Source organism: Roseibium litorale, assembly GCF_014842915.1.
GTDB lineage: Bacteria > Pseudomonadota > Alphaproteobacteria > Rhizobiales > Stappiaceae > Roseibium > Roseibium litorale.
This window is the reverse complement of record NZ_JACYXI010000023.1, coordinates 1-25478: the sequence shown is the minus strand read 5'-3', so window position 1 is coordinate 25478 and position 25478 is coordinate 1. Positions and strand designations below refer to the sequence as shown.

The following is a 25478-nucleotide window of genomic DNA, read 5'->3' as shown; positions in this document are numbered from 1 at the left end:
GCCGTTTTTCGTATCGAAATTGCTGTCCAGCTAAAGATAGGCGGCTAGGCGCTCCCCGGCGCGGACGAAGGGCTCCGGATCGACGGCATTGTCGTCCACGCGGACTTCGTAGTGCAGGTGCGGGCCGGTTGACCGTCCGGTGCTGCCAACATTGCCGATGACATCCCCGGTGGTCACGTGGTCGCCTTCGAGAACGAGAAACTGGCTGAGATGGCCATAGCGTGTCACAAGCCCGTTGCTGTGGCGGATTTCCACCATCTTGCCATAGCCCCCATTGTAGCGGGCCTTGATGACCGTGCCTGGCGCAGTGGCATAAACGCGCGTGCCATAGGGCGCCTTGAAGTCCATGCCCGTGTGCATGGCGATCCGGCTCAGGAACGGGTCGAGCCGCGGACCGAAGTCGCTCGAGATCTGCTCGCTTTCCAGTGGCCGCGCGATTGGAAGGCGCCGCGCCGCATTTTTCAGGCGGGTCAGCTGTGACAAGGACTTTTCGGCTGTCTCGACGCGGTTGAAAAAGGCCTCGTCTTCATACGGAACAAATGGGCCGCCAACATCGGCAGCCGGGGCTGCGGAGGTTGCAGGCGCCACTGCCGCGGCAAAGCCCACCCCCAGCGGACGGGTTTCCTTGAGGATGCCATCGATCTGCTTGCGGGTCGCCCGGGTGAGGGCGGTCAGGACAACGGCGCTTTCCGCATCCATGGCGGTGATATCGTCCTCGACCTTGCCAAGTGCTGCCTGCTTGTCGCTCCGGACTGTGTCCGGCTGCTCTGCCTGTCGTGCGGCGCCCGCAGGCGTTCCGGACAGGGCAGACGAGCCACGCAGACCAAGGGCGGTCATCGGATCATCGACCAGTTCGGCTTCCCCGCCGATTGCCGGACCTTCTTCCTTAAGGAAATCGCTGCCCTCGTCTTGAAGCGCAATCAGCGGTTTGGGGCTTGGGAGAATACTGGTGTCCGGCATCAGGATGCCGTTGTTCTCGGCCTGCTGGATCAGCCGGGACACGATCTCGTGACGCTTGCTCAGGGCCTGCTGGCGCCGGATCAGGTCGCCGACACGAAGCTCCACGGTCTCACGGTCCAGCGCCTGACGGCTGTTCAGACGGTCGATCTCGGCGCGCAGCCGGTCGATGCGGTCCTGGTAGCTATGCTGCAGAAGACCGATCCGGTTGCTTTCCGCCTCAACAACCGATTGGTACCAGAGCGACGAAGAGGCGCCAATTGTACCCAGAAGGGCAAAGGCGGCGGCTGCAGCAAGAAGAAATTTTCTCTTCCGGAAAAGGGTTCCGGGGGACGCCGGAACCGGCTTGGCAAAGGCATGATGGGAACGTTCCATCCTGGCCACTTGCGGTCCGGTTTCTTCCTCATGGGCACGGTGCACGGTCAACGGACTAACCCAGTTGTTGTGGATCTTTGAATGCCGTCGATTAGAGTGCGTTAAGGTTAATTTTCTTCTTAAATGACTGCCCGTATGTCAGTTGCGCATTAAAAGAGGCCGCGAGTATTTCCCGCAGCCCCGCGTGTCTTGTGTAGTTCGAGACTGGAAACTCAGAGCTTTGAGGCGGCTTCCAGAACCTCTTCGGCGTGACCAGCAACCTTGACCTTCCGCCAGATTCGGGCGATGCGGCCATCAGAATCAATCAGGAAGGTGGAGCGCTCGACACCCATATAGGTCTTGCCGTACATGGATTTCTCCACCCAGACGCCATAGGCCTGACAGGTGGCTGTTTCAGGGTCGGCAGCAAGGCGCACGGATAGGCCGTGCTTCGTCTTGAACTTGTCATGCTTGGCCGCGGTATCGGGCGAAATCCCGATGACGGTGATGCCCTTCGCAGCGAACTCACCGCTCAGCTCCGAGAAGGCAATGGCTTCCTTGGTGCAGCCCGGCGTGTCGTCTTTCGGATAGAAATAGACCACGGCCGGATGCCCGGAAAAATCGGCGAGACGAATGGTTCCGCCGCCATCGCCGTCAAGCTCGAAACCCGGGGCCGGCTGCCCTTCGGTCAATTCGGTCATTTTGCCTTCCTTCTGTCACAGTCAAGAGTTTTATGCGCGGGATACAAGCCGCTTTGCGCATGCTGCCAATCGCTTTTTTATCCGGCCTTCAGGTATCTTAGTGCTTGGAATAGCCGATTCAATGACGCGCTGCTTCCCAGAGGATTGAGCGGGAGCGGGCGCGTCCAGAATGCCGCTGCGGGTGCGGCGCCGTTGCCGCCAACAATGACAACCGGCCTTCGGGCCTATGAGGAAACCCAGAACTAGATGGAGAACCGCACGCCGGACGGAGACACCAAAGCAGGCCGCAAGCGCGCCCGGCCACGCGTGTCGCACTGTCTCTGCGCGGTTATTCTGCTCCTTGGCGGTTTTCTGGTCTGGTTGTTTGCGGGTGGTCCGGTGCATGTTCCGGCGCTCGCGCGCTTCATGGCGTCCCAGGTCAGCAAAAACGGGGTCGAAGTTACGATTGCAGATGCCTCGCTCGATTTCACACTCGGCGATGGCGTTCTGGTGGTGATCCGCGATGTCGAAGTGAAGGTGCCCGGGGACGTGACCACCGAGGTCATTCTTCCCAGGATTGAGGCCCCCGTCGATCTTTCTGCCTTGCTGACCGGTTCGATCTCTTTTTCCAAACTCGATCTGGAACGCCCGAGGATCATTCTGGATCTTCCCGAACAGCAGCGAGCGCTTCCTGCCATGGGCAGCCTCATGGAGGCTGTCGACAGGATTGGGGCGCTGATTGAAAATGACTTCACGCGCCGCCAGCTCGAGATGGTTGAGCTGCACAATGGTGAGGTGGATTTCCTTGGATCTCTGCCGCGTTCGATCAAAGGGATCGACGCGACGATCCACCGGAACCCGCAGGAGGGGCTGCGGGCCAAGGCGACGGTCGCGGGACGTTTCGGAGCCTGGGATCTGGAAATGGTCCGAACGTCAGGGGTGGATCACACCCAGCGGCGCATCGCGCTTCTGATACGGGACATCACCATTGGCGAACTTCTGGATCCGAACCTGGACGTCCGCCCAGGCACGGGCCTCGGGCTTCCGTTGTCTGTACGGTTTGAGAGTTTCTTTTCCGAAGATGGCCAGTTCGAAAGTTCGAATGCCGTTGCGCGCATGACAGAAGGATGGTTCCAGCTTGGGAAAACCTCCGTGCGCTTCGATGATGTCGCGCTGGCGCTGAAGTGGAACGCGGGGGACACGGCGGTCGAAATCACCCCTTCTCATATCAAATACCGCAATACGCAGCTTTTGTTTTCCGGCAGCGCCCGTCCGGCGAAGTCCCTGAACGGAACCTGGGATGTGGACTTGGGCACCTCTTGGGCCCAGTTCGGGTCCAGTGATGTGCCGGAGCAACCCATCGTCGTTGATGACGTGCGGGCAAAACTGAACATTGACCTGAAAGAAAAGATCCTGACGATCAAGCAGCTTGCTCTCAAGGCTGGGGATGCAGAGCTTTTTGGCGTTGGATCGGTCGATCTGCAGAAGGATGGCCCCTATCTGGCTGCCGCGGTCGAAGGCAAGGATCTCCCCGTCGGGCTGGTGAAACAGGTTTGGCCGATCACCATCACGCCGCCGGGCCGCCGGTGGATCATTGACCGGGTCAAGGATGGGCTGATCAAGACCTTCAGTCTTGATGCCTCGATTCAGCCGCCTGCCTTCAACTCCAACGATCCGGATCCGGGCTGGGCGGGGAATGACCTGACCATGTCGATGAGCTTCAGCGGTGGCACGATCGCTGCGATCGGAGACGTTCCACCGATTGAGGGACTGAACGGAACTTTGAAAATCGCCGATGAAGTGCTGACTGTCGACGGGGTGGACGGCCGGGCGACGGCGGGTGAGGGCAAGGTGGTACGCCTGCCGGAGGGGCAGTTCAAGATCCTTCACCTGCGTGAACGCGACGACAAGCTTGGGGTGATTGACCTGAAACTGGACGGTGAGGCACGTGATATTGGCTGGATCTTCAACCAGGAGCCATTCCGTGTTCTCAGCCGGGTGGATATTTCCCCAGAGGGCCTGAGCGGCACCGGCGCCGTGCGCATGAATGCGGAGTTTCCGCTCAAGAAGCATCTGGAACTCGATGAAGTCGAGTGGTCGGCGGAAGCCCAGCTCAAGGACTTCGCTGCCGCCGAACCCATCCGGGGACACACCGTCAGCAAGGCGTCTGTGACGCTGAATGCAGACCGGAGCCATGTGGAAATCAACGGCAAGGGCAAGCTGGACGGTTTGCAGGCTGACATTGACCTGCTTCTGCCTCTGGAAGGCTCCAAGGTGAAAGCGAGGCAAGGGGTTGTCGTCAGTGCCTCCGCAAAACAGCTGAAGGAGAGAGGGATCGATCTGACCTCCTTTCTCTCCGGTGACCTCTCGGTGACTGTCTCGGAGGATGCTGGAAAGCAGACCTATGACATCGACATGTCCAAGGCCACGATCAAGCTTGCAGCGCTTGGCTGGGAAAAGGGCAGCGGGGTTCCGGCGCGGGTCAGCTTCCAGATTGCCGAATCCGAGGACAAGCGCGTTCTTCAGGACCTGGAACTCGTCTCTGAAGGCGTCGATATTGCTGGCACCATCACTTTGTCCTCATCGGGCGAGCTGGAGGAGGCGACCTTCTCCAAGTTCCAGCTGCGCGCTGGCGATGATGCGGCTTTGACCGTGCGGCGCGGCAGTGCTGGCCGGTACCGGGTCAACATGACCGGGGCCGAGTTTGACGCACGCGGTCTCATCCGCAGCCTTGGCAAGACCAAAGCGGAAGACGACAAGATCAAGGACTTCTCCAAGGGCCTTGTCATCAACATCAATCTCGACCGGGTTGTCGGCTTCAACAACACCCGGATCGACAAGTTTGCAGGCCTCGTGGAAACCAGTCCAGGCGGCCTGAAATCCGCGGACCTGACCGGCCTGGTGCAGGGACGCACGGCTTTCCGGTTCGGCGTTGGCGATGCGAATGGAACAGGCATCCGTACTGCTGAGGGCGAGTTTGATGACGCAGGGGCTGTTCTGCGTTTCCTGGACACCTATGACCGCATGCGCGGCGGGCGCGGGCGCGTGAACGCAACAGCGACCACGGGCGATAATTGGGAGGGCACGGTCGACATCACCAACCTGTCCATCACCGAGGACCCCGCGATCCGGAAACTGTCTGAGCGCCCGGACATCCTGCGCTACCGGGATCAGGGCGCAGTCGTTGGCAACCGTAACCGGCAGGGCGCGGTGACGCGGGGCGGGGAAGCCTCGTTCGACACCCTCAATATCGCTTTCAGTCGTGAGGGCGAGACTGTCACCATTACCCGTGGTGCGCTCAAGGGAGCGGTTCTCGGCGGCACGGTCAGCGGCACCATGAACCTTTCCAGCCAATCGCTCGACCTGACCGGAACCTTCGTTCCGATCTATGCTCTGAACAACATCTTCGCCAACATTCCCATCCTGGGCTATGCCCTTGGCGGCGGCAGCGGGGAGGGGCTGATCGGCGTCACCTATCGCGTCACCGGCCCGATGTCGGACCCGGTTCTGTCGGTCAATCCGATCTCGGCGATTGCACCGGGCATCTTCCGCAAGATGTTCGAGTTCCAGGGCTCTCAGTAGGCTGCCCCGAGCAGACCTCCTGATACGAAAAAGGGAGGCACGAAGGCCTCCCCTGATTCTCAGTCCTGGTTTTGGTCTGCGGTTCAGACCGGGCGGACCAGAACGTGCTTCTTCTTGCCAAGGGACAGCTTGACGACACCGTCTTCCGTGAGGTCGGCGAGGGCGATCGCACGCTTGTCGTCCTGTTCTACCTTGTCGTTGATCCTTACCGCGCCGCCCTTGATGTTGCGGCGGACGTCGCCGTTGGAGGCGCACAGGCCCGCGTCCACAAAGGCACTTAGAATGCCGATGCCAGCTTCCAGAGACGCACGGGAGATCTCAATGGTGGGCAGGCCTTCCGCCATTGCGCCTTCTTCGAAAGCCTTGCGGGCGGTTTCAGCCGCTGCATCCGCGGCTTCCCGGCCGTGGATCATCGCGGTGGCTTCCGTGGCAAGAACCTTCTTCGCTTCATTGATCTCAGAGCCCTCCAGTGCGGCAAGGCGTGAGATTTCATCGAGCGGCAGGATCGTGAAGAGCTTCAGGAACTTCTCGACATCGGCATCTTCCGTGTTGCGCCAGTACTGCCAGTAGTCATAAGGAGACAGCTGTTCCGCATTCAGCCAGACAGCACCGGCTGCGGTCTTGCCCATCTTCGCTCCGGAGGAGGTGGTCAGCAGCGGAGCGGTCAGCGCGAAGGCTTCGACGCTTTCCTTGCGGCGGATGAGATCCACACCGGAGAGTATGTTCGACCACTGATCAGAACCGCCCATCTGCAGGCGGCAGCCGGTCTTCTGGTAGATTTCCAGATAGTCGTAGCCCTGCAGCAGCATGTAGTTGAATTCCAGGAAGGACAGGTGCTGCTCACGCTCAAGACGCAACTTGACGCTGTCGCGCTGGATCATCTGGTTGACCGAGAAATGGCGGCCGATATCCCGCAGGAAGTCCATGTAGTTGAGCTTCAGGAGCCAGTCCGCGTTGTCCATCATGATGGCGTCGGTCGGGCCGTCGCCGAAGGTCAGAAGCTTCTCGAAGATCTTCCGGATGCCGGCCTTGTTCTCTTCGATTGTCTCGTCCGAAAGAACCTTGCGGCTTTCGTCCTTGCCCGTGGGGTCGCCGACGCGGGTGGTGCCTGAACCCATCAGCGCAATCGGACGGTGGCCGGTTTTCTGAAACCAGTAGAGCATCATGATGGTGACGAGAGAACCGGCGTGCAGGCTCGGCGCCGTGCAGTCGAAGCCGATATAGGCTGTGACCGATTCCTTGCACAGCAGGTCATCGAGGCCTTGCGGATCGGAAAGCTGGTGCAGGAAGCCACGCTCTTTCAGAACCTTCAGAAACTCGGACTTGTACTCGCTCATCGTCTTCTCATTCCCATGACGGCTTTGCGGGGCGCTCGGGGCGTCCAGACGTTCAAAATGACCGGCTCTTGAGCCAGAGCCTGCCTATATCGGATGTGACGGCAAATTTCATCGGGGAAAGGCAAAAAAAGCCGGGAATGCCGCCTGACCCGCGTTCACCGTAACTCGCGGGCGCGCTTTCTTGGCTTCCGGTGGTTGCACATTTGCCCGTCCGCGCTATGTCAGGAACAGCCAAATACCTGACAGGTAATCATTTCCAGGGAGGAACATCATGGGCAAACGCATCGTATTCACCGGCGGCAGCGGCAAGGCCGGGCGTCATGTGGTGCCTTACCTGATGAATCAGGGGCATGAGGTTTTTAATCTAGATCTGGTACCGATGGACCATCCGGGCGTCAACACGCTGATCACGGATCTGACCGACAGCGGCCAGACCTTCAACGCCCTGTCCATGCATTTCGGCTTTGAGGGACTGGAAACCGGCAAGGGACCGGCGCCTGTCGATGCGGTGGTGCATTTTGCCGCCGTGCCGCGCATCCTGATCCATCCGGACAATGTTACCTTCCAGCGCAATGCAGTCTCGACCTACAACGTGATTGAAGCGGCGGTGAAGCTCGGCATCCGCAAGATCATCATCGCGTCGAGTGAAACCACCTATGGGGTGTGTTTTGCGGAAGGGGACAAGGATTATCACGAGTTCCCGCTGACTGAGGATTATGACGTGGATCCGATGGACAGCTACGGCTTGTCCAAGGTGGTCAATGAAAAGACCGCCCGTGCTTTTGCCATGCGGTCCGGCGCGGACATCTATGCGCTTCGAATCGGCAATGTGGTGTCGCCCGAAGATTATGCGAAGTTTCCCGAGTATCTGGCCAATCCGCCCATGCGCAAGCGCAACGCCTGGAGCTATATCGACGCCCGGGATCTGGGACAGATCGTTGACCTCTGCATCAAGAAGGACGGCCTTGGCTTCCAGGTCTTCAATGCAGTCAATGACACGATCACCGCGAACGAGCCAAGCCGGGACTTCCTGGCCCAATACGCACCGGGCACGCCCATCACGGGTGAGTTTTCCGGCAAGGATGCGCCGATCAGCAACCGGAAGATCCGCGAAGTTCTGGGCTTCAAGGAAGAGCACGACTGGCGCAAATATGTGCCGGAGGCAAGCCGAGGCTGAGGGTTGCTTCTTGCCTGACCCGGGCGAACTGCCGCAGGGCGCTGCATCTTGAAAAGAGGGGCCGGGAGGATCATCCTGCAGTGCCGGACGCAAGATCCGGATTCTGTTTCTTCCTCCCGGAAATTCCCTATGACTTCTGACAGTTCCCGCCGCCTTGCCCGCAGCTTCGGTTTGATCTGCGGAGACATGACACCCGGTGCGCGCAACACGATCTGCGATGTGCCAGGGGTTCTTGTCGGCCATGTGACCAACAGCCAAGGCAACCAGCGCACAGGCTTTACGGCTGTGGTTCCGCATCCGGGCAATCTGTTCCGCGACAAGCTGCCTGCCGCTGTCGAGGTCATCAACGGTTTCGGCAAGAGTGCAGGGCTGATGCAGGTGGAGGAACTCGGCACTCTGGAAACACCGATCCTACTCACCAACACCTTTTCCGTCGGGACTGGGATCAATGCGCTGATCCGCAGGGCCATCGCAGAAAATCCCGAAATCGGCAGGTCGACCGGTACGGTCAACCCGGTGGTGATGGAGTGCAATGACGGCTATCTGAGCGATATTCAGGCCATGGCCCTGACGGAAGCAGATGCGCTGTCGGCACTGGCCGTGGCCGGGCAGGACTTTGATCAGGGCAATGCTGGCGCTGGGACGGGCATGAGCGCCTTCGGCTTCAAGGGCGGCATCGGGTCTGCCTCCCGCGTGTTCGAGATCGGCGGCAAGCCGCATGTGCTTGGAACCCTGGTGCTGGCCAATTTCGGGCGCCCTGGTGACCTGACGCTTCCTGATGGCCGCAAACCGCATCCCGCCGATGCGCGTCAGACCGAAGAGCGCGGGTCGGTGATCATCATCATGGCGACCGATGTTCCCATGTCGACCCGGCAACTCAAACGCGTTGCCAAGCGCGCTGGCGCCGGCCTCGGGCGCCTCGGCGCCTATTACGGCAACGGCAGCGGAGACATCGCTATGGCCTTCTCCACCGCCGGGCGGATCCAGCATTATGAGAACGTCCCCATTCTGGAACGGCAAGTTCTATGGGAGGATCTGATCGACATCCTGTTCAAAGCCGCTGCGGAAACCACCCAGGAGGCGGTGCTGAATGCCATGGTGGCCGCTGATCCGATGAAGGGCTACCGGGGCCACAAACGCCCAAGCCTGCGGGACTGGCTGCTGCCGGGGTGAGTATTCGTTTGCGTTGAACAGCCAACCGCGCGATGCTGAGAAAACGCAACCGGAGATATGTCATGCGCAAGATCCGAACCATGCATCTGGAGCATCTGACGGTTTCAGAGGACACCCAGTTCTACGGAATGGCGGCCGATGGGGTCACGGTGGCTCCCGGCGTCCGTTTTGAATTGCACGGAATGGTCAATGGCGATGTGACCGCTGGGGACGGAGCAGCGGTTGAGATTTATGGCATGCTTTCGGGCAAGGTCATTGGCGGCAAGGCTCATGTCCATGTCTACGGCTTGGTGTCGTGAGAGCGATTGAAGTCAGGGCGCTGAACCAGCGTAAAATGATCTATATGCAAGCTTTGCTGATGCTCTGAACGTCGAGCACCCGCTCAGACCATTCCATTCTTCATCACATGTCTTCACGGCAAAACAGGGACGGGAGTTTGGGCCGTGCCGTATGGGGCATGGCAAGAGTGAAGTTAAAAAAACGCCGTAACGCGTTGGTTGGAAATACAAAAAGGCCGGGCGATTGCCCGGCCTTTCCGTTTGTCTGTCTGACAGAGATCAGACGGAGTAATACATGTCGAATTCCACCGGGTGCGGTGTCATTTCGTAGCGCATGTTTTCTTCCATCTTCAGGTCGATGTAGCCGTTGATGAAGTCGTCATCAAACACGCCGCCGGCCTTCAGGAACTCACGGTCTGCATCGAGGCATTCCAGAGCTTCGCGCAGGGAGCCTGCAACGGTCGGGATCTCGGCCAGTTCTTCCGGCGGCAGGTCGTAGAGGTTCTTGTCCATTGCGTCGCCCGGGTGGATCTTGTTCTTGATCCCGTCGAGGCCAGCCATCAGCATGGCTGCGAAGGCGAGGTACGGGTTCGCGGTCGGATCCGGGAAGCGGACTTCAACGCGCTTTGCCTTCGGGGAGGACGTGAACGGAATACGGCAGGAAGCCGAACGGTTGCCCGAAGAGTAAGCCAGCAGAACCGGTGCTTCATAGCCCGGGACCAGACGCTTGTAGGAGTTGGTCGACGGGTTGGTGAAGGCGTTCAGGGCCTTGGCGTGCTTCAGGATACCACCGATGTAGTACAGGCACATTTCGCTGAGGTCGGCATAGAGGTTGCCGGCGAACTGCGGCTTGCCGTCCTTCCAGATGGACTGGTGGCAGTGCATGCCCGAACCGTTGTCACCGAAGATCGGCTTCGGCATGAAGGTTGCGGTCTTGCCGTAAGCGTGAGCGACCTGGTGAACCACGTACTTGTAGATCTGCATGTGGTCGGCGCAGGTGGTCAGGGTGTTGAACTTCACACCCAGCTCGTGCTGAGCAGCAGCCACTTCGTGGTGGTGCTTTTCAACGGACACGCCCATTTCGGCCATGACGGTCAGCATTTCAGACCGCATGTCCTGGCAGCTGTCGATCGGCGGAACCGGGAAGTAGCCGCCCTTGACGCGCGGACGGTGGCCGAGGTTGCCGGTTTCGTATTCGGTGTCCAGGTTGGACGGCAGTTCGTCACTGTCGACCTTGAAGCCGGTGTTGTACGGCTCAGCAGCGAAGCGGACGTCATCAAAGATGAAGAATTCAGCTTCCGGGCCGAAGAAGATGGTGTCGCCGAAGCCGCCGGACTTGACGTAGGCTTCTGCCTTCTTGGCGATGGAGCGCGGATCGCGGTTGTAGGTTTCGCCGGTGCGCGGATCAACGATATCGCACAGGATGACCATGGTGGTCTGAGCGAAGAACGGATCCAGGTGAACGGATTCCGGATCGAGGATCAGGGTCATGTCGGAAGCGTCGATGGACTTCCAGCCAGCGATCGAAGAACCGTCGAATGCCACGCCTTCAGCGAACATGTCTTCATCGACAAGGGTCACGTCCATGGTGACGTGCTGCAGCTTGCCGCGCGGATCGGTGAAGCGAAGGTCTACGAACTTTACGTCCTTTTCCTTGATCAGGCTAAGCACGTCAGAAGCGGTGGTCATCTTGATATCCATCCCTTGTGGTTATCTGCTGTGATCATTGTGGTTCAACCTGGTCCGCTGCCTATGCAAGGGCTTTATATCCTGGGAGGTCGGGGGGTGAACCGGGTTGGGTGGCCGGAACGGCCGGTTGATCGGGATCAGATGGCGTCTTCGCCGGACTCGCCGGTACGAATGCGCACTGCTTCCTCGATATTCGAAACAAAAATCTTGCCGTCGCCGATGCGGCCAGTCTGAGCGGCGGACCGGATGGCTTCGACAGCCTTTTCCACCATATTGTCGGTCAGCACAATCTCGACTTTCACCTTCGGCAGGAAGTCGACAACATATTCAGCGCCACGGTAGAGTTCGGTGTGACCCTTCTGGCGGCCAAAGCCCTTGGCTTCGGTAACAGTAATGCCCTGAAGGCCAACCTCCTGGAGAGCTTCCTTCACTTCATCCAACTTGAAGGGCTTAATGATCGCCTCGATCTTTTTCATCACCTTCTGTCTCTCTCCGAATTTATTGGCCGAATTGTCTGAGTGAACCGGTTTCCCAGGTCACGGTACGCTGGAGGCGCATCGGCATCCTGTGCACGGTCTGAACATTTGCACAAGACGTGCCAACTGCAACGGAGGCCTGTAACCGCCAAAAAAAGGGGCATTCCACAGGCTCTCCAACCCTGAGCAGGAACCCCGGCAAGGCAGTTGATGACTAAATACTAGTCATTTTGAATAATAAATAGGCAAATTATGCGCGACGGACATCCTGAACTTGCAAGGAGAGGGTGAAATCCGGCACTTCCTGACGTAGAGCGGGTGTGTTCGGCCAGCCTGCGGCGTCCGGCCGCGGGTGCAGACCCTGGTCCGGAGAAAGCTTCGCAGGGACTGAGCCGGACCAAAGATGAGGCAGCGTGATATGGCAGAGCATCTGGCGGGCGGATCGGCCGGTAATGTCCAGACGGGACCAGTGCGGGAGGGCAATGAGCTGCTGCTTCCCGTTCAGATGGCCAGGGCGGATAAATTGACCATCGCTGCCGGAACGCCGGGTATTGACCTGATGAATGCGGCGGGGGGCGCGGTTGCGGATGTTGCGCAGACCATGCTGACCACCTCCGATCTGCCCAGTGTTCTGATCCTTTGCGGTCCGGGAAACAATGGCGGGGACGGCTTTGTGGCGGCAAGGCTGCTGCATGAACGCGGCCTGGAAGTCAAAACCCTGCTGCTGAAAAAGCCGTCGTCCCTGAAGGGGGATGCGGCGCTTGCCTATGCCGCGATGAGCGAGGCGGGGGTGCCGCAATGGCTGCCGTTGACGCCGGCTTCGCTGAAAAAAGGGCTGACAGAGGCCGATCTGGTGATCGATGCCCTGTTCGGCGCCGGTCTGGACCGGCCCCTGGAAGGCGGGATGGTCAAGCTGGCCGGGATGGTCAATGCGGGCGGCGTTCCCGTTCTTGCTGTCGATCTTCCCTCCGGCGTCAATGGCGCGGACGGGTCTGCCGGGGGCGGAGCGGTCAGGGCCGAGCGGACGGTCACCTTCTTCAGGCAGAAGCCGGGGCATCTGCTGTTTCCGGGGCGGGGCTTCTGCGGGGTGGTCGATTGCGTCCAGATCGGCATCAAGGCGTCCGTTCTGGAAGAGATCGAGCCGGATCTCACTCTCAATGATGAGAGGCTGTGGCGCCAAGACTGGCATTCGCCTGCTGCCGGCGGGCATAAATATGACCGGGGTCATGCGGTTGTCTTTGGTGGCCCCGTCCACGCGACCGGTGCCGGGCGCCTTGCCGCCGGAGCTGCGCTGCGGGCAGGAGCGGGATTGGTGACCCTGGCTTGCCCGCCTTCCGCGCTGATGGTGAATGCCTGCCATCTGACGGCTGTCATGGTCCGCCCTCTGCGACGGGGTGAAGAGCTTTCGGGCGATGTGGAGGATGAAGGAAGTGCGGGCCCCATCCGGGAGATGCTGGAGGACAAGAGGCTAAATGCGGCCTTGATCGGGCCCGGCTTTGGCGTGGGGCCTCAGACGCGGGAATGTGTGATGGCCGTTCTGGGAGCTGTGGAGACCGCTGTTCTGGATGCCGATGCGCTGACCTCTTACAGCTCCTCGCCGGAAGCGCTGTTCTTTGCCATTGCCGGGTGCCGCGGGCCTGTGGTCCTGACGCCTCATGCCGGCGAGTTCCGCCGTCTGTTTCCAGATCTCTTTTCTCTCGACAAGCTGTCGGCTGCCCGCCAGGCAGCCCAGCGGAGCGGTGCCGTGGTGGTTTTGAAAGGCGCAGATACCGTGATTGCTGCGCCCGATGGCCGGGCGGCCATCAACGGCAATGCGCCAGCCTGGCTGGCGACGGCAGGCTCGGGGGATGTTCTGGGCGGGATCATCCTGGGTCTTCTGGCGCAGGGCATGCCCGGTTTCGAGGCGGCCGCCATGGGCGTGTGGATGCACGGCGAGGCGGGGCGGCAGGCTGGACCCGGCCTGACGGCCGAGGATCTGGCGCCTTACCTGAAGCCCGTCATTGCCCGGCTTGTGGAAAAGCCGGGGCAGGGAGCGCATGAAATCCGATGATTGGCCTTGTGAACCGGAAAGGGCCGGTGCTATAGAGGCCCCGCTTGTGCTTCGGGCCTCCGGGTCCGGACAGCCGGGCATGCGGATGTGGCGGAACTGGTAGACGCACTGGATTTAGGTTCCAGCGCCGCAAGGCGTGGGGGTTCGACTCCCTTCATCCGCACCAAATCACATTGATTTTGCTCTGTGATTTCCAGTTTTGGGGGGTCAGTCCCCCAACTGGTCTTCCCCCTCAAAGCTTTTTCCAAAAAACTATCTGAAATCCTGTCTTCCGATAACGGCCATCACTTGTACGGCTGTGCCTGAGACCTTGTAATAGACGCTGTGAATGCCGCAAATGCTCCGGTGGTAGCCGGGGCGGATGTCGTCGACAGCAGGGTACAGAAACGGGTTCTCGCAAAGCTTATCGAAATGGGCGATCAGTGCCTCGAAATAGTGGTCGGCCCGGTCTTCACCCCAATGGACAAAACCGTATTCATAGAGAGTTGCCAGGTCGCGTTCCGCCGAGGTGCTGACCTCAAGCCTATATTTTTGCGGCATTCTTGAGCCGTGTTTTCACGTCCGTGCGGATTTGTGCCGGTGTCTTGCCGCTCAAGCCGCTTTCTTCGGCTGCGATCAGCTTTTTCCGGATCTGCTCGACCTCCCGTGCCTTCCGGATCAGGTCGTTGATCACTTCGCTCTTGCTCGCAAACTCTTCGCTTTTGACCTGCTCCTTGAGCCATTCGTCGTTTGGGCGGGTCAAGGAAATGCTCTGTCTCGACATTGTTTCTGTCCTGCAATTTAATCTGATGCGATATTGCACCAATCTTGCACCGTTTTGAATCGGGAAATCGAGTTTGCCGCTTTTAATCTGGGGTCCCCGTGCCAATCTTCGGGAGTGTGCATCTGCTGTGTCTGTTTTTCATTGAAGGCGCTGCCCGGCAGAATGCGGCTGGTGAGAGCTGCCGTATCTGGACCGGAGTTAGGTATCGCGCCGCAGCAATTTCCGCGATGTTCCAGGTGGCTTTACCATGGGGCTAATTCTGTCTCTGGGCAGGGGGTGTTTTTGCCCCTTTCCGGGGGCTTTTGCCGGTCAAAACCCCGCTCTGCCCTTGACACTTCCTGGGGGACGCTTTATCGCGCTCAACATCGTGCGTCTTGGGCTTTGTTCAAGGCGTGCGCTGCCCTTAAGAACGCTTCTGTGAAAAGGGGAGCCGGCAGCGCGGCACACGCGATTCCATAGAAACAAACATCCGGGGCGGCCAGCCGCTGCGGACCGAGGACGAAGCAAAACCCATGCAGGTAACCGAAACCCTCGCCGAGGGCCTCAAGCGAGAGCTTAAGATCGAAATCCCGGCTGGCGATCTGGCCGCCAAGCTTGATTCCTATCTGGACGACATGAAGTCCAAGGTGCGCATCAACGGCTTCCGTCCGGGCAAGGTGCCGGTTGCGCATCTCAAGAAAGTCTACGGCCGTCAGGCCATGGCGGAAATCCTGTCGAACACCATCCAGGAAACCAGCCAGAAGGCACTTGAAGACCGCTCCGAGCGTCCGGCTCTGACCCCCGCTATCGATCTGACTGACGAGGAAGCTGAAAAGATCCTGGCCGGTTCCGCCGACCTGTCCTTCAAGATGTCCTATGACGTCCTGCCGGAATTCGAAATCGCGGATTTCTCCTCGATCGAGATCGAGCGTCCGGTGGTTGAAGTTGCTGACGAGGAAATCGACAGCCAGATCGCTGAAATCGCGAAGAACAACGTGCCCTTCGAGCCGAAGAAGGTGAAGGCCAAGGACGGTTACCGCGTGACCATGTCCTACCTCGGCAAGATCGACGGTGAGCCCTTCGACGGCGGCGCTGACGAAAACGGCCAGCTGGTTCTCGGTTCCGGCCGCTTCATCCCGGGCTTCGAAGAGCAGCTCGTCGGCGTGAAGACCGGCGAAGAAAAGACCATCGAAGTCACCTTCCCGGAAGACTACCCGGCTCCGAACCTGGCCGGCAAGGTTGCGACCTTCGACATCGTCGTCAAGGAAGTGGCAGCCCCCGGTGAAGCCACGATCGATGACGAATTCGCCAAGACCCTCGGCCTTGAGTCGCTCGATCAGCTGAAGGAAATCGTCCGCGGCCAGATCGAAGGCCAGTTCGGCATGATGACCCGCCAGCGCGTCAAGCGTCAGCTGCTCGACAAGCTGGACGACGTCTATTCTTTCGATCTGCCGGAAGGCCTGCTGAACTCCGAGTTCGATTCGGTCTGGCGCCAGGTTGAAGAAGACATGAAGCGGAACGGCAAGTCCTTCGAAGACGAAGACACCACCGAAGAAGCTGCAAAGGCCGACTACCGCAAGATTGCAGAGCGCCGCGTGCGTCTCGGCCTGGTCTTGTCTGAAGTTGGCGAGAAGAACAACGTCCAGGTCACCGACGAGGAAATGCAGCGCGCTCTTTACGACCGCGTCCGTCAGTTCCCGGGCCAGGAAAAGCAGGTCTTCGACTTCTACAAGAACAACCAGCAGGCTCTCGCAACTCTGCGTGCGCCGATCTACGAGGAAAAAGTCGTGGACTTCATCCTCGGCCAGGCCAAGGTCACTGACAAGTCCGTGACCAAGGAAGAGCTGGAAAAGCTGGTCGCCGACGAAGATGACAACGCCTGATTAGGCGGTTCGTCACCTTAAAAAATGAGCGGACGCGCCTTTGGCTTTAACCTTGCCTTCATGGCGCGTCTGCGATGACTTTGCGAATGAGGCGGCATACCCTATGTAAGGGATGTCGCTTTTTTCGAGTCAGGCGCTGGGTCGCACCAACGTGACCGGTTCCGCTCCACTTCCTGAAGTCAGTCCGTGCCACGGCGGGCACGGATGTCTCAAAGCATATGGATGAAGTATGAAGGATCCTGTCGAACTCTACATGAACACTCTCGTTCCGATGGTCGTCGAGCAGACGACGCGCGGCGAGCGGGCCTTCGACATCTATTCGCGCCTTCTCAAGGAGCGGATTATCTTCCTCACCGGGCCGATTGAAGACCATCTGGCGACGCTTGTTTGCTCCCAGCTGCTCTATCTGGAATCGGAAAACCCGAACAAGGAAATCGCGCTCTACATCAATTCGCCCGGCGGTCTGGTGACCTCGGGCCTTGCGATCTACGACACGATGCAGTTCATCCGTCCGGCGGTTTCCACGCTGTGCATCGGGCAGGCTGCTTCCATGGGCTCGCTGCTGCTGGCAGCTGGCGCCAAGGATTCGCGCTTCTCGCTGCCGAACGCCCGCGTCATGGTTCACCAGCCCTCCGGCGGGTTCCGTGGCCAGGCGGCTGACATCATGCTTCATGCCCAGGAAATCCTGAAGATGAAGCGCCGTCTGAATGAAATCTACGTGAAGCACACGGGCCGGACACTCGACGAAGTCGAGGAAGCGCTCGAGCGCGACAACTTCATGACCGCCGACAGAGCCAAGGAATTCGGCATTGTCGACAATGTGATCACCGATCGCGCCAGCCTCGGCGCCTGATACGGCTTGGTTTTTTATCCACGGGCAGCCCGCTGCCCGTGGATAGAGCTAAGGATCGTCAAGGTTCCACGGCTTTTCAGGCTTCGCCTTAAACCTATATTGATTTTTAGGGGCGAAGCATGGACACATCAGGAACCGTGATGTTGTATAATCGGTCCGCAGCGGCACTTTCGAGCCAGAACGCCATATTTTGGCTCGATCTAGACAGATAAGGGAGGTTCGCCTCCTCTTGAACTCGGGATTGAATAAATGACAAAGGCCAGCGGCAGCGACTCCAAGAACACGCTCTACTGCTCGTTTTGCGGGAAGAGCCAGCATGAAGTTCGCAAGCTGATCGCCGGCCCGACCGTTTTCATCTGTGATGAATGCGTCGAGCTGTGCATGGACATCATCCGCGAGGAGAACAAGTCTTCTCTGGTGAAGTCGCGCGACGGCATTCCGACGCCACAGGAAATCCGCAACGTCCTCGATGACTATGTCATCGGTCAGGGCGGCGCGAAGAAGGTCCTGTCGGTCGCGGTTCACAACCACTACAAGCGCCTCAACCACGCGTCGAAGAACAACGACGTGGAACTGGCGAAGTCCAACATCCTGCTTGTCGGTCCGACCGGCTGCGGCAAGACCCTTCTTGCCCAGACCCTGGCCCGTATTCTGGATGTGCCCTTCACCATGGCGGATGCCACCACATTGACCGAAGCCGGTTATGTGGGCGAGGACGTCGAGAACATCATTCTGAAGCTGCTTCAGTCCGCCGACTATAATGTCGAGCGCGCGCAGCGCGGCATCGTCTACATCGACGAAGTGGACAAGATCAGCCGCAAGGCCGACAACCCCTCCATCACCCGCGACGTGTCGGGCGAGGGCGTTCAGCAGGCCCTGCTGAAGATCATGGAAGGCACGGTTGCCTCCGTTCCGCCCCAGGGCGGACGCAAGCATCCCCAGCAGGAGTTCCTGCAGGTGGACACGACCAACATCCTGTTCATTTGCGGTGGTGCTTTTGCCGGTCTCGACAAGATCATCTCCGATCGTGGCACCCAGACCTCCATCGGTTTCAAGGCGCAGGTTCACGGGCCGGAAGACCGCCGCATCGGCGAGCTCTTCACCCTGCTTGAGCCGGAAGATCTGCTGAAGTTCGGTCTGATTCCGGAATTCGTTGGCCGTCTGCCGGTCATCGCGACCCTGGAAGATCTTGACGAGGACGCTCTGGTCACCATCCTGACCGAGCCGAAGAACGCCCTGGTCAAGCAGTACCAGCGTCTGTTCGAGATGGAATCGGTTGATCTGAGCTTCCACGACGAGGCCCTCAAGGCCATTGCCCAGCGGGCAATCGAGCGCAAGACCGGTGCACGTGGACTGCGGTCCATTCTGGAAGCCATCCTGCTTGACACCATGTACGAGCTGCCTGGCCTCAAGGGTGTCAAGGAAGTCGTGATCTCCGCGGAAGTGGTCAAGGGCGAAGCCCGTCCGCTCTACATCTACGAGGACCGGGAAGAAAGCTCCGCAACGAGCGCCTGACCGCTCCGGACTGATCGTCCGGATTCCTCGCAAGGGTTCGAAATGCCGCCTCCGGGCGGCATTTTTTATGGGAAAACAGCATTTCCCGTCAGGTTTTCCACGGGCTTTGGAGTCGTCAACAGGCTGGGTGACTGAGTTTGTGCAGTCTCCTTGACACCGGGCAGGCAGGTGTCCACCTAATAAGGCAACGTGACGGCTAAGCGTTCCGGTCCCACGCCCATTCGGGGTGGTCCGGTCCGGCCTTCGCGGGCACCTCCCGCCCGCTGCCGTCTGAAAGTATCCCGAGCCGCCACTTGAGATGGGACCGGGATGCGCAGAGAAAGGAATGGAAATGAGCGACACTGAAATCCGCTCTGTGGATGAAGACGGAACCGCCGTCTATCCTGTGCTGCCCCTTCGCGACATCGTGGTGTTCCCGCACATGATCGTGCCACTGTTCGTTGGCCGCGAGAAGTCTATCAAGGCTCTCGAAGAGGTCATGACGACTGACAAGCACATTCTGCTCGCCACCCAGGTGAATGCTGCCGATGACGATCCGAATCCGGATCAGATCTATGAGGTTGGCACCCTGGCCACGGTTCTGCAGCTCCTGAAGCTGCCGGACAACACGGTCAAGGTACTGGTGGAGGGCGGCGCGCGCGCGCGGATCGACAGCTACTCCGACCGGTCCGATTATTACGAGGCAACGGCTACGGTTCTCCCTGAAAAGGACAATGAGAACATTGAGGTCGAGGCTCTGTCCCGTTCGGTCGTGGCCGAGTTCGAGAACTATGTGAAGCTGAACAAGAAGGTTTCACCGGAGGTTCTCGGCGCGGTTAATCAGATCGAGGACTACTCCAAGCTGGCCGATACCATCGCCTCGCACCTGGCGATCCGGATTCAGGAAAAGCAGGAAATCCTGGCCATTGTGTCTGTGGCCGAGCGCCTTGAGCGCATCCTTGGCATGATGGAGAGCGAAATCTCTGTCCTGCAGGTGGAAAAGCGCATCCGCTCGCGCGTCAAGCGCCAGATGGAGAAGACCCAGCGCGAGTACTATCTGAATGAGCAGATGAAGGCCATTCAGAAGGAACTTGGCGACGGCGAGGATGGCCGCGACGAGATCGCCGAACTGGAAGACCGGGTCAAGAAGACCAAGTTGTCCAAGGAAGCCCGCGAACGTGCCGCAGCCGAAATCAAGAAGCTGAAGCAGATGAGCCCGATGTCGGCGGAAGCCACCGTCGTGCGCAACTACCTCGACTGGCTGGTCGGCATTCCATGGGGCAAGAAGAGCAAGGTTAAGAACGATCTCGCTCTGGCCGAAAAGGTGCTCGATACGGACCACTATGGCCTGGAGAAGGTCAAGGAGCGGATCGTCGAGTATCTGGCCGTGCTCAGCCGCGCGAACAAGCTGAAGGGCCCGATCCTGTGCCTTGTCGGTCCTCCCGGCGTTGGCAAGACCTCGCTTGGCAAGTCCATCGCGAAGGCGACCGGCCGTGAATTCGTGCGCATGTCCCTTGGCGGTGTGCGTGATGAAGCCGAGATCCGTGGCCACCGCCGTACCTATATCGGCTCGATGCCCGGCAAGGTCATCCAGTCGATGAAGAAGGCGAAGAAGTCCAACCCGCTCTTCCTGCTCGATGAGATCGACAAGATGGGCATGGACTTCCGCGGCGACCCTTCGTCGGCCCTGCTGGAAGTGCTGGATCCGGAACAGAACAGCTCCTTCATGGACCATTACCTGGAGGTGGAATACGACCTGTCGGACGTGATGTTTGTCACCACGGCCAACACGCTCAACATTCCAGCTCCGCTGATGGACCGTATGGAAGTGATCCGTATCGCTGGCTACACGGAAGATGAGAAGGTGGAAATCTGCCGCCGGCACCTCATCCTCAAGGCCGAGAAGGACCATGGTCTGCGTGAAGGTGAGTTCTCGATCACCGATGAGGCCCTGCGCTTCGTGGTCCGCCGTTACACCCGTGAAGCGGGCGTGCGTAACCTTGAGCGTGAAATGGCGACCCTGGCCCGTAAGGCGGTCAAGGACATTCTCATGACCGAAGCCAAGTCGATCACTGTCGACGAAGCCATGGTCGAGAAGTACCTCGGCGTGCCGCGGTACCGGTATGGCCAGGCGGAACTGGAAGATCAGGTCGGTGTGGTCACCGGTCTTGCCTGGACGGAAGTGGGCGGCGAACTGCTGACCATCGAAGGCGTGATGATGCCCGGCAAGGGCAAGATGACCGTGACGGGCAACCTGCGTGACGTGATGAAGGAATCGATTTCCGCGGCTGCGTCCTATGTGCGCTCCCGTGCGATCGACTTCGGCATTGAGCCGCCGCTGTTCGACAAGCGCGATATCCACGTGCACGTTCCTGAAGGGGCAACCCCGAAGGATGGCCCGTCCGCTGGTATCGCCATGGCGACAGCCGTGGTCTCCACGCTGACCGGAATTCCGGTGCGCCGGGATGTGGCAATGACGGGTGAAATCACCCTTCGCGGCCGGATCCTGCCGATCGGTGGTCTGAAGGAGAAGCTGCTGGCTGCTCTTCGCGGCGGCATCAAGAAGGTGATGATCCCGGAAGACAACGCCAAGGATCTGACGGATATTCCGGACTCGGTGAAGAACCTTCTCGAGATCATCCCGGTTTCCGGTATGGACGAGGTTCTGAAGCACGCTCTGGTCCGGGTTCCCGAGCCCATCGAATGGGACGAAGCCCAGGCAGCTGCCGCTGAGAAAGCTGCCAAGAAGGCGGCTTTGGAGGACGAATCGGCGGGCGTCATTGCCCACTGATTTTCCCCTGAACCTGTGAACAAGTGGAAAGCCCCGGCAAAACCGGGGCTTTTCTTTTGAATAATCCCAAAAAATGGCGGTTTTCTGCGAAAAAATGACTTGCTTTGACGGCGATTTGGGCCGACTTTCCGGCAACGGCGCCGATGGGAATCGTCGGCCAACTGCCGTTTCTTAGAAAGGTATCTGCTATGAACAAAAACGATCTGATCGCAGCCGTCGCAGAAAAGACCGGCCTTACCAAGGCTCAGGCTGGCGAAGCTGTCGACGCAACGTTCGACGCCGTCACTGAAACTCTGAAGGCTGGCGACGAAGTCCGTATCATCGGCTTCGGCAACTTCTCCGTTTCCGAACGCGCTGCCACCGAAGGCCGCAACCCGCGCACCGGTGAAACGATCCAGATCCCGGCTTCCAAGACGCCGAAGTTCAAGGCCGGCAAGGGCCTCAAGGACGCTGTGAACGCCTAAGGCTGTTCTACAGGCATCCAAGCCTTTTTAACCCCGCGTACACCTGTACGCGGGGTTTTTTGCTTTCCGGGTTCTTGTCTGCGGCGGGCGGGAGCGGGTCTTGTCTTCCGCGCCTTGACACCCTTATGGCCCGTGCCTAAGTGTCGGACGTTCTCAGGGCGGGGCGGAATTCCCCACCGGCGGTGAAAGCCCGCGAGCGCCGTCCCCTAGGGCGGGTCAGCAGACACCGGTGAAATTCCGGGGCCGACGGTTATAGTCCGGATGAAAGAGAAAGCTGTCACGTGCCTGTCCGGCGCGGGGCGGCAGGCGTGCTCTGGGATCTTGTCATTTGGAAAAGGATCTAAGAGCCGTGACAAAATCCCCCACCTTTGCCTTCATCAAGGCCCGCTGGCATGCAGAGATCGTTGATCAGGCCTATGCCGGTTTCACCCAGCGTCTCGCTGAACTCCTCCCGGCCGCCAAGGTCGAAAGCTTCGACGTGCCCGGCGCCTTCGAAATGCCGCTTCTGGCCAAGAAGCTGGCCGGAACCGGCCGCTTTGCCGGTATCGCAGCCTGTGCCCTGGTGGTCGATGGCGGCATTTACCGGCATGACTTCGTGGCCCAGGCCGTCGTCTCCGGGCTGATGGAAGCCCAGATGGCTACCGGCGTTCCGGTCTTCTCCGTCTCGCTGACGCCGCACCACTTTCAGCCGAAGGGGGAGCACGAGAGCTTCTACCACGCGCATTTCGTCCATAAGGGCCGTGAAGCAGCCGATGCTGCCGTTCAGGTCTATGAGCTGAATGAGCGCGTCTTCGGCGCCGCGGTCAGCGCTGCGGCCTGATCGGCCATTTGACAGGAGTTTCCAGGCCGTCACTCGGCCTGGACGGCCTCGCGGCAGGCGCGTTCCGGAAGCGGTCCGGGCGCGCCTGTTGTGCAATCAGGACCTTGACTTTCCGGTGCTCGAATTTCTTGGCGGTCCCGTCAGAGATGCCATCACTGCCGGTGAAAAAATGGACGGGCTCCAGAGCGCTCAGCTGCGTGATGCCGTGAGCTCAAACCCTTCAGCCGGCAAGGGCGCTCCCTGAGATCAGCTGCAAGGTCTTTGTTCCTGACCTGCGTTCAGGAAGGTTCAAGAACAGATAGAGGAGGGGCCTTCAGCCTGTTGACAAGTTTGAAGAAGGCTCTTGCGCGGGCAAAAGAAACCTCCTAAAAGCGCCTCACTTGAACGCGAACGCGTCAGGGCGATTAGCTCAGTTGGTAGAGCGCCTCGTTTACACCGAGGATGTCGGGAGTTCGAGTCTCTCATCGCCCACCATTCCTTCCCCTTGAAATCATTGATTGTTGTTGCGCCGCAAGGCGTTGTGCCCATATTGATGTCACAAAACGTGTCACAAAATGGGCTGGTGATGGCTGGTAAAGTCCCGCATCTCAAAGAACGGAATGGCCGCTATTCTGCCAGGATCGTGGTTCCTGAGCGCCTTCGTCCATATCTTGCTGCTCCAGATACCGGGAAGCGTGAGCTGGAGACGCAGCTCGGCGGAGATTTGCGTGAAGCCAAGCGAAAGTTGGCTCATGCTGTCTCAGACATTCAGCATCGTATAGGTTTTGCGCGGGAGCGATATGAGGCTGCTACACAGGTGCGGTCGAATGCTGGTCGCTACCCTTTGACTATCCAGCAAATCGCTCACCGTGACTATGAGAGCCAGATCAAGTTCGATGCAGAAGTTCGCATTGCAGATGCTAGCTATGCTCAGACGGACGTTGATTATGACCTCGCTCAGCGGCTTAGGGACGGTTTCGCAGGCAAGCTGACCAACGATGAGCTGGAGGATCTCGTTGGAGTGCGTTTGAGACGCTTTCAGCGCGCTGGACACAGCGACGCAGTCAAGGGAAGTTCTGAGTGGCGAGCTCTTGCCCAGGCGCTCTGTGTCTCCTCCTATGAGGCGATTGTCCGTGAATATGAACGGAATGAGGGGGATTTCTCCGGGCGGCCGACGCATCCTTTGCTGTCTAGTATTCCGCTCATCGAGGATGAGCCTGAGCCGGTTCTCTTCGATCAGATCATTGACGAAGAGGTGAAGCGGCGTGCACGGGGCAAGGATGCGAAGCCGCTGCCTGTGCTCACCATCAAGAAATACCGGATGCATTGCGCATCGTTTGCTGAGTGGCGGAAGGACAAGAATGCTTTGTCGGTCACTGCTGCGGAGGGTAAGGCATGGGTTGAATGCTTGCAGGACACAGGGGATGTCGGGAACCGCACGATCAAGGCGATGTTGCAGAACGTCCGCACTGTCCTGAACTGGGGACGGCAGAACGATCCGGCCAACTTCTTTTCGGCCGGCAATCCGCTGATCGGTATCAAGGCACCGGATTACACGACTGCGCCCTCTTACTTAAGAGCTTTCACGATGGATGAGGCAAAGCTTGTACTTGCGGCTGCCCGGAAGGAAGAGAAAGCGGCTCTGCGCTGGGTGCCCTGGCTCTGTGCTTATTCCGGAATGCGGGTCAGTGAGGCTGGGCGCTTGCGCAAGGAAGACTTCTTCCAATCCGGTGGACGCTGGTTCTGGAAGGTAACGACTGCAGGAGGGCGGTCGCTCAAGAATTCCAGCAGCGAGAGACGGGTGCCGGTTCATCAAGCCTTGGTTGACGAAGGCTTTATCAAGTTCCTGAACGGCGCAGATGATGGTCGGCTGTTTAAAGGAGAGACTAAGGAGGAAGTCCAGGTTCAGCCGCGCATCAGCGAATGGGTGCGTGACTTGATCCCCCACGATCTGCGTCCAGAGCTGTCACCCAACCATGGCTGGCGTCATCTCTTCGAAGATCTTTGCAGACGGGACCTGGTGCCAGAGGATGCTCAGAACTACATGACGGGGCGCAGTGGCCGCGGGTCGCAGGCGTTTTACGGACGAAGCGAAGTCATGCTCCCCGGGTTGGCAGCCGCTATGGACCGGATTTCTCCAATTCCGGTCTGACCGTGAGGTCTGGCGTCTCTTCAGGGACTGTCATCGCCGAGGAGCAGCTGTCATTGTTGTCTTCGTGCACTTGCGTGAGACATAGGTCGGGATCACCATCCGGAAGCTTCCCAGGGCCGTGGTGTAACAGATCCTCAGCTGCAATGGTCAGCCCATAGCCAACACGCCAGTCTGGCGCCGCGTCGAGGGCTGCCTGAAATCGCCAGCGTTGTTTCGTGCGCGCCTTAACCCAACGGACCGACATGCGCTTGCCTTCATCAAGAGCGCGCGCCACGGCATCTTGCATCTGCTTGGTCGGTTTATAGGGGACGATCCGTAGACCGCTCTGCTCAAGTCGCTCCAGTGTAAATCTCGTTATCAGCGCAAGTTCTTTATCTTCGATATGCAGGCCTCTGTCAGACGCTGCTGTCTTGATTGCATTGTTGATTTCCATTGAGAAGTAACCCGGCATTTCCACCGAGAATTGACCCTCCTTTTAGGTATGTTACGGGTCTGTGGGTTCGGTCAAGTTCTTGGCTTTCTCCTTCTTCGTTTTGGGCTCATGTGC

The 25478-nt window shown here is 59.2% G+C and carries 20 protein-coding genes, 2 tRNA genes and 1 riboswitch; of the genes, 14 read left to right on the top strand and 8 right to left on the bottom strand.

Annotated features, from left to right (window positions below; all coding sequences use genetic code 11):
* Positions 1-30 precede the first annotated feature (30 nt).
* Positions 31-1332 (bottom strand): M23 family metallopeptidase, encoded by a 1302-nt coding sequence (locus IG616_RS21965; RefSeq protein WP_192150964.1) that lies wholly within the window; start codon positions 1330-1332, stop codon positions 31-33.
* 212 nt (positions 1333-1544) lie between these two features.
* Positions 1545-2012 (bottom strand): peroxiredoxin, encoded by a 468-nt coding sequence (locus IG616_RS21960; protein WP_192150962.1) that lies wholly within the window; start codon positions 2010-2012, stop codon positions 1545-1547.
* A 246-nt stretch (positions 2013-2258) separates the two neighbouring features.
* Here IG616_RS21960 and IG616_RS21955 point away from each other — a divergent pair, with 246 nt between their 5' ends.
* Entirely contained in the window at positions 2259-5573 is a 3315-nt protein-coding gene (locus IG616_RS21955; protein ID WP_192150960.1) for an AsmA-like C-terminal domain-containing protein, read from the top strand.
* An 83-nt stretch (positions 5574-5656) separates the two neighbouring features.
* Here the strand turns inward: IG616_RS21955 and tyrS are convergent, their stop codons facing one another.
* A complete protein-coding gene (gene tyrS / locus IG616_RS21950; protein ID WP_192150958.1) occupies positions 5657-6910 on the bottom strand; it encodes a tyrosine--tRNA ligase in 1254 nt (417 codons plus the stop codon).
* Positions 6911-7181: 271 nt separating this feature from the next.
* Between tyrS and IG616_RS21945 the strand changes: the two genes are divergently transcribed.
* The 3 genes from IG616_RS21945 (at position 7182) to IG616_RS21935 (ending at position 9559) form a co-directional block, all read left to right on the top strand.
* Positions 7182-8087 carry an NAD-dependent epimerase/dehydratase family protein gene (locus IG616_RS21945; RefSeq protein WP_192150956.1) on the top strand — a complete coding sequence of 302 codons (906 nt, stop codon included), beginning with the start codon at positions 7182-7184 and terminating at the stop codon, positions 8085-8087.
* Positions 8088-8216: 129 nt separating this feature from the next.
* Positions 8217-9260 (top strand): DmpA family aminopeptidase, encoded by a 1044-nt coding sequence (locus tag IG616_RS21940; protein ID WP_192150954.1) that lies wholly within the window; start codon positions 8217-8219, stop codon positions 9258-9260.
* Positions 9261-9322: 62 nt separating this feature from the next.
* Complete coding sequence (locus IG616_RS21935) at positions 9323-9559, top strand: hypothetical protein (protein WP_192150952.1); 237 nt, start codon at positions 9323-9325, stop codon at positions 9557-9559.
* A gap of 258 nt (positions 9560-9817) precedes the next feature.
* Here the strand turns inward: IG616_RS21935 and glnA are convergent, their stop codons facing one another.
* Together glnA and IG616_RS21925 are read right to left on the bottom strand one after the other, a co-directional pair.
* Positions 9818-11227: a type I glutamate--ammonia ligase gene (glnA, locus tag IG616_RS21930; protein ID WP_192150950.1), complete on the bottom strand. Its 1410-nt coding sequence runs from the start codon at positions 11225-11227 to the stop codon at positions 9818-9820.
* A 137-nt stretch (positions 11228-11364) separates the two neighbouring features.
* Entirely contained in the window at positions 11365-11703 is a 339-nt protein-coding gene (locus IG616_RS21925) for a P-II family nitrogen regulator (RefSeq protein WP_073011323.1), read from the bottom strand.
* A gap of 505 nt (positions 11704-12208) precedes the next feature.
* Here IG616_RS21925 and IG616_RS21920 point away from each other — a divergent pair.
* The gene (locus IG616_RS21920) at positions 12209-13753 is read left to right on the top strand and encodes an NAD(P)H-hydrate dehydratase (protein ID WP_192150980.1); all 1545 of its coding nucleotides are present in this window, start codon (positions 12209-12211) and stop codon (positions 13751-13753) included.
* Between the two features lie 81 nt (positions 13754-13834).
* Positions 13835-13919: transfer RNA gene (locus IG616_RS21915), tRNA-Leu, on the top strand.
* Positions 13920-14005: 86 nt separating this feature from the next.
* Here the strand turns inward: IG616_RS21915 and IG616_RS21910 are convergent.
* Positions 14006-14293: a type II toxin-antitoxin system RelE/ParE family toxin gene (locus IG616_RS21910; protein WP_192150948.1), complete on the bottom strand. Its 288-nt coding sequence runs from the start codon at positions 14291-14293 to the stop codon at positions 14006-14008.
* Positions 14277-14516, bottom strand: coding sequence for a ribbon-helix-helix domain-containing protein (locus IG616_RS21905; RefSeq protein WP_192150946.1), 240 nt, complete (start codon positions 14514-14516; stop codon positions 14277-14279). The genes IG616_RS21910 and IG616_RS21905 overlap by 17 nt, the downstream gene beginning before the upstream one ends.
* Before the next feature lie 512 nt (positions 14517-15028).
* Between IG616_RS21905 and tig the strand changes: the two genes are divergently transcribed.
* From tig to IG616_RS21865, 8 genes are all read left to right on the top strand, one after another.
* Entirely contained in the window at positions 15029-16378 is a 1350-nt protein-coding gene (tig, locus tag IG616_RS21900) for a trigger factor (protein ID WP_192150943.1), read from the top strand.
* A 229-nt stretch (positions 16379-16607) separates the two neighbouring features.
* Positions 16608-17231, top strand: a complete 624-nt coding sequence (locus tag IG616_RS21895; RefSeq protein ID WP_192150941.1) for an ATP-dependent Clp protease proteolytic subunit — start codon at positions 16608-16610, stop codon at positions 17229-17231.
* Positions 17232-17480: 249 nt separating this feature from the next.
* A complete protein-coding gene (clpX, locus tag IG616_RS21890) occupies positions 17481-18746 on the top strand; it encodes an ATP-dependent Clp protease ATP-binding subunit ClpX (protein ID WP_192150939.1) in 1266 nt (421 codons plus the stop codon).
* Between the two features lie 331 nt (positions 18747-19077).
* Positions 19078-21516 (top strand): endopeptidase La, encoded by a 2439-nt coding sequence (gene lon / locus IG616_RS21885; protein WP_192150937.1) that lies wholly within the window; start codon positions 19078-19080, stop codon positions 21514-21516.
* Positions 21517-21704: 188 nt separating this feature from the next.
* A complete protein-coding gene (locus tag IG616_RS21880) occupies positions 21705-21980 on the top strand; it encodes an HU family DNA-binding protein (protein WP_073011306.1) in 276 nt (91 codons plus the stop codon).
* Positions 21981-22125: 145 nt separating this feature from the next.
* A riboswitch (FMN riboswitch) is annotated at positions 22126-22257 on the top strand.
* Positions 22258-22329: 72 nt separating this feature from the next.
* The gene (locus IG616_RS21875) at positions 22330-22800 is read left to right on the top strand and encodes a 6,7-dimethyl-8-ribityllumazine synthase (protein ID WP_192150935.1); all 471 of its coding nucleotides are present in this window, start codon (positions 22330-22332) and stop codon (positions 22798-22800) included.
* Positions 22801-23198: 398 nt separating this feature from the next.
* Positions 23199-23274, top strand: a tRNA-Val gene (locus IG616_RS21870).
* 10 nt (positions 23275-23284) lie between these two features.
* Positions 23285-24931, top strand: a complete 1647-nt coding sequence (locus IG616_RS21865) for a site-specific integrase (protein WP_192150932.1) — start codon at positions 23285-23287, stop codon at positions 24929-24931.
* On the opposite strand, the gene IG616_RS21860 is transcribed toward IG616_RS21865, so the two are convergent.
* On the bottom strand, positions 24900-25388 hold the full coding sequence (locus IG616_RS21860) for a hypothetical protein (RefSeq protein WP_192150930.1): 489 nt from the start codon (positions 25386-25388) through the stop codon (positions 24900-24902). The genes IG616_RS21865 and IG616_RS21860 overlap by 32 nt on opposite strands.
* Between the last annotated feature and the right edge of the window lie 90 nt (positions 25389-25478).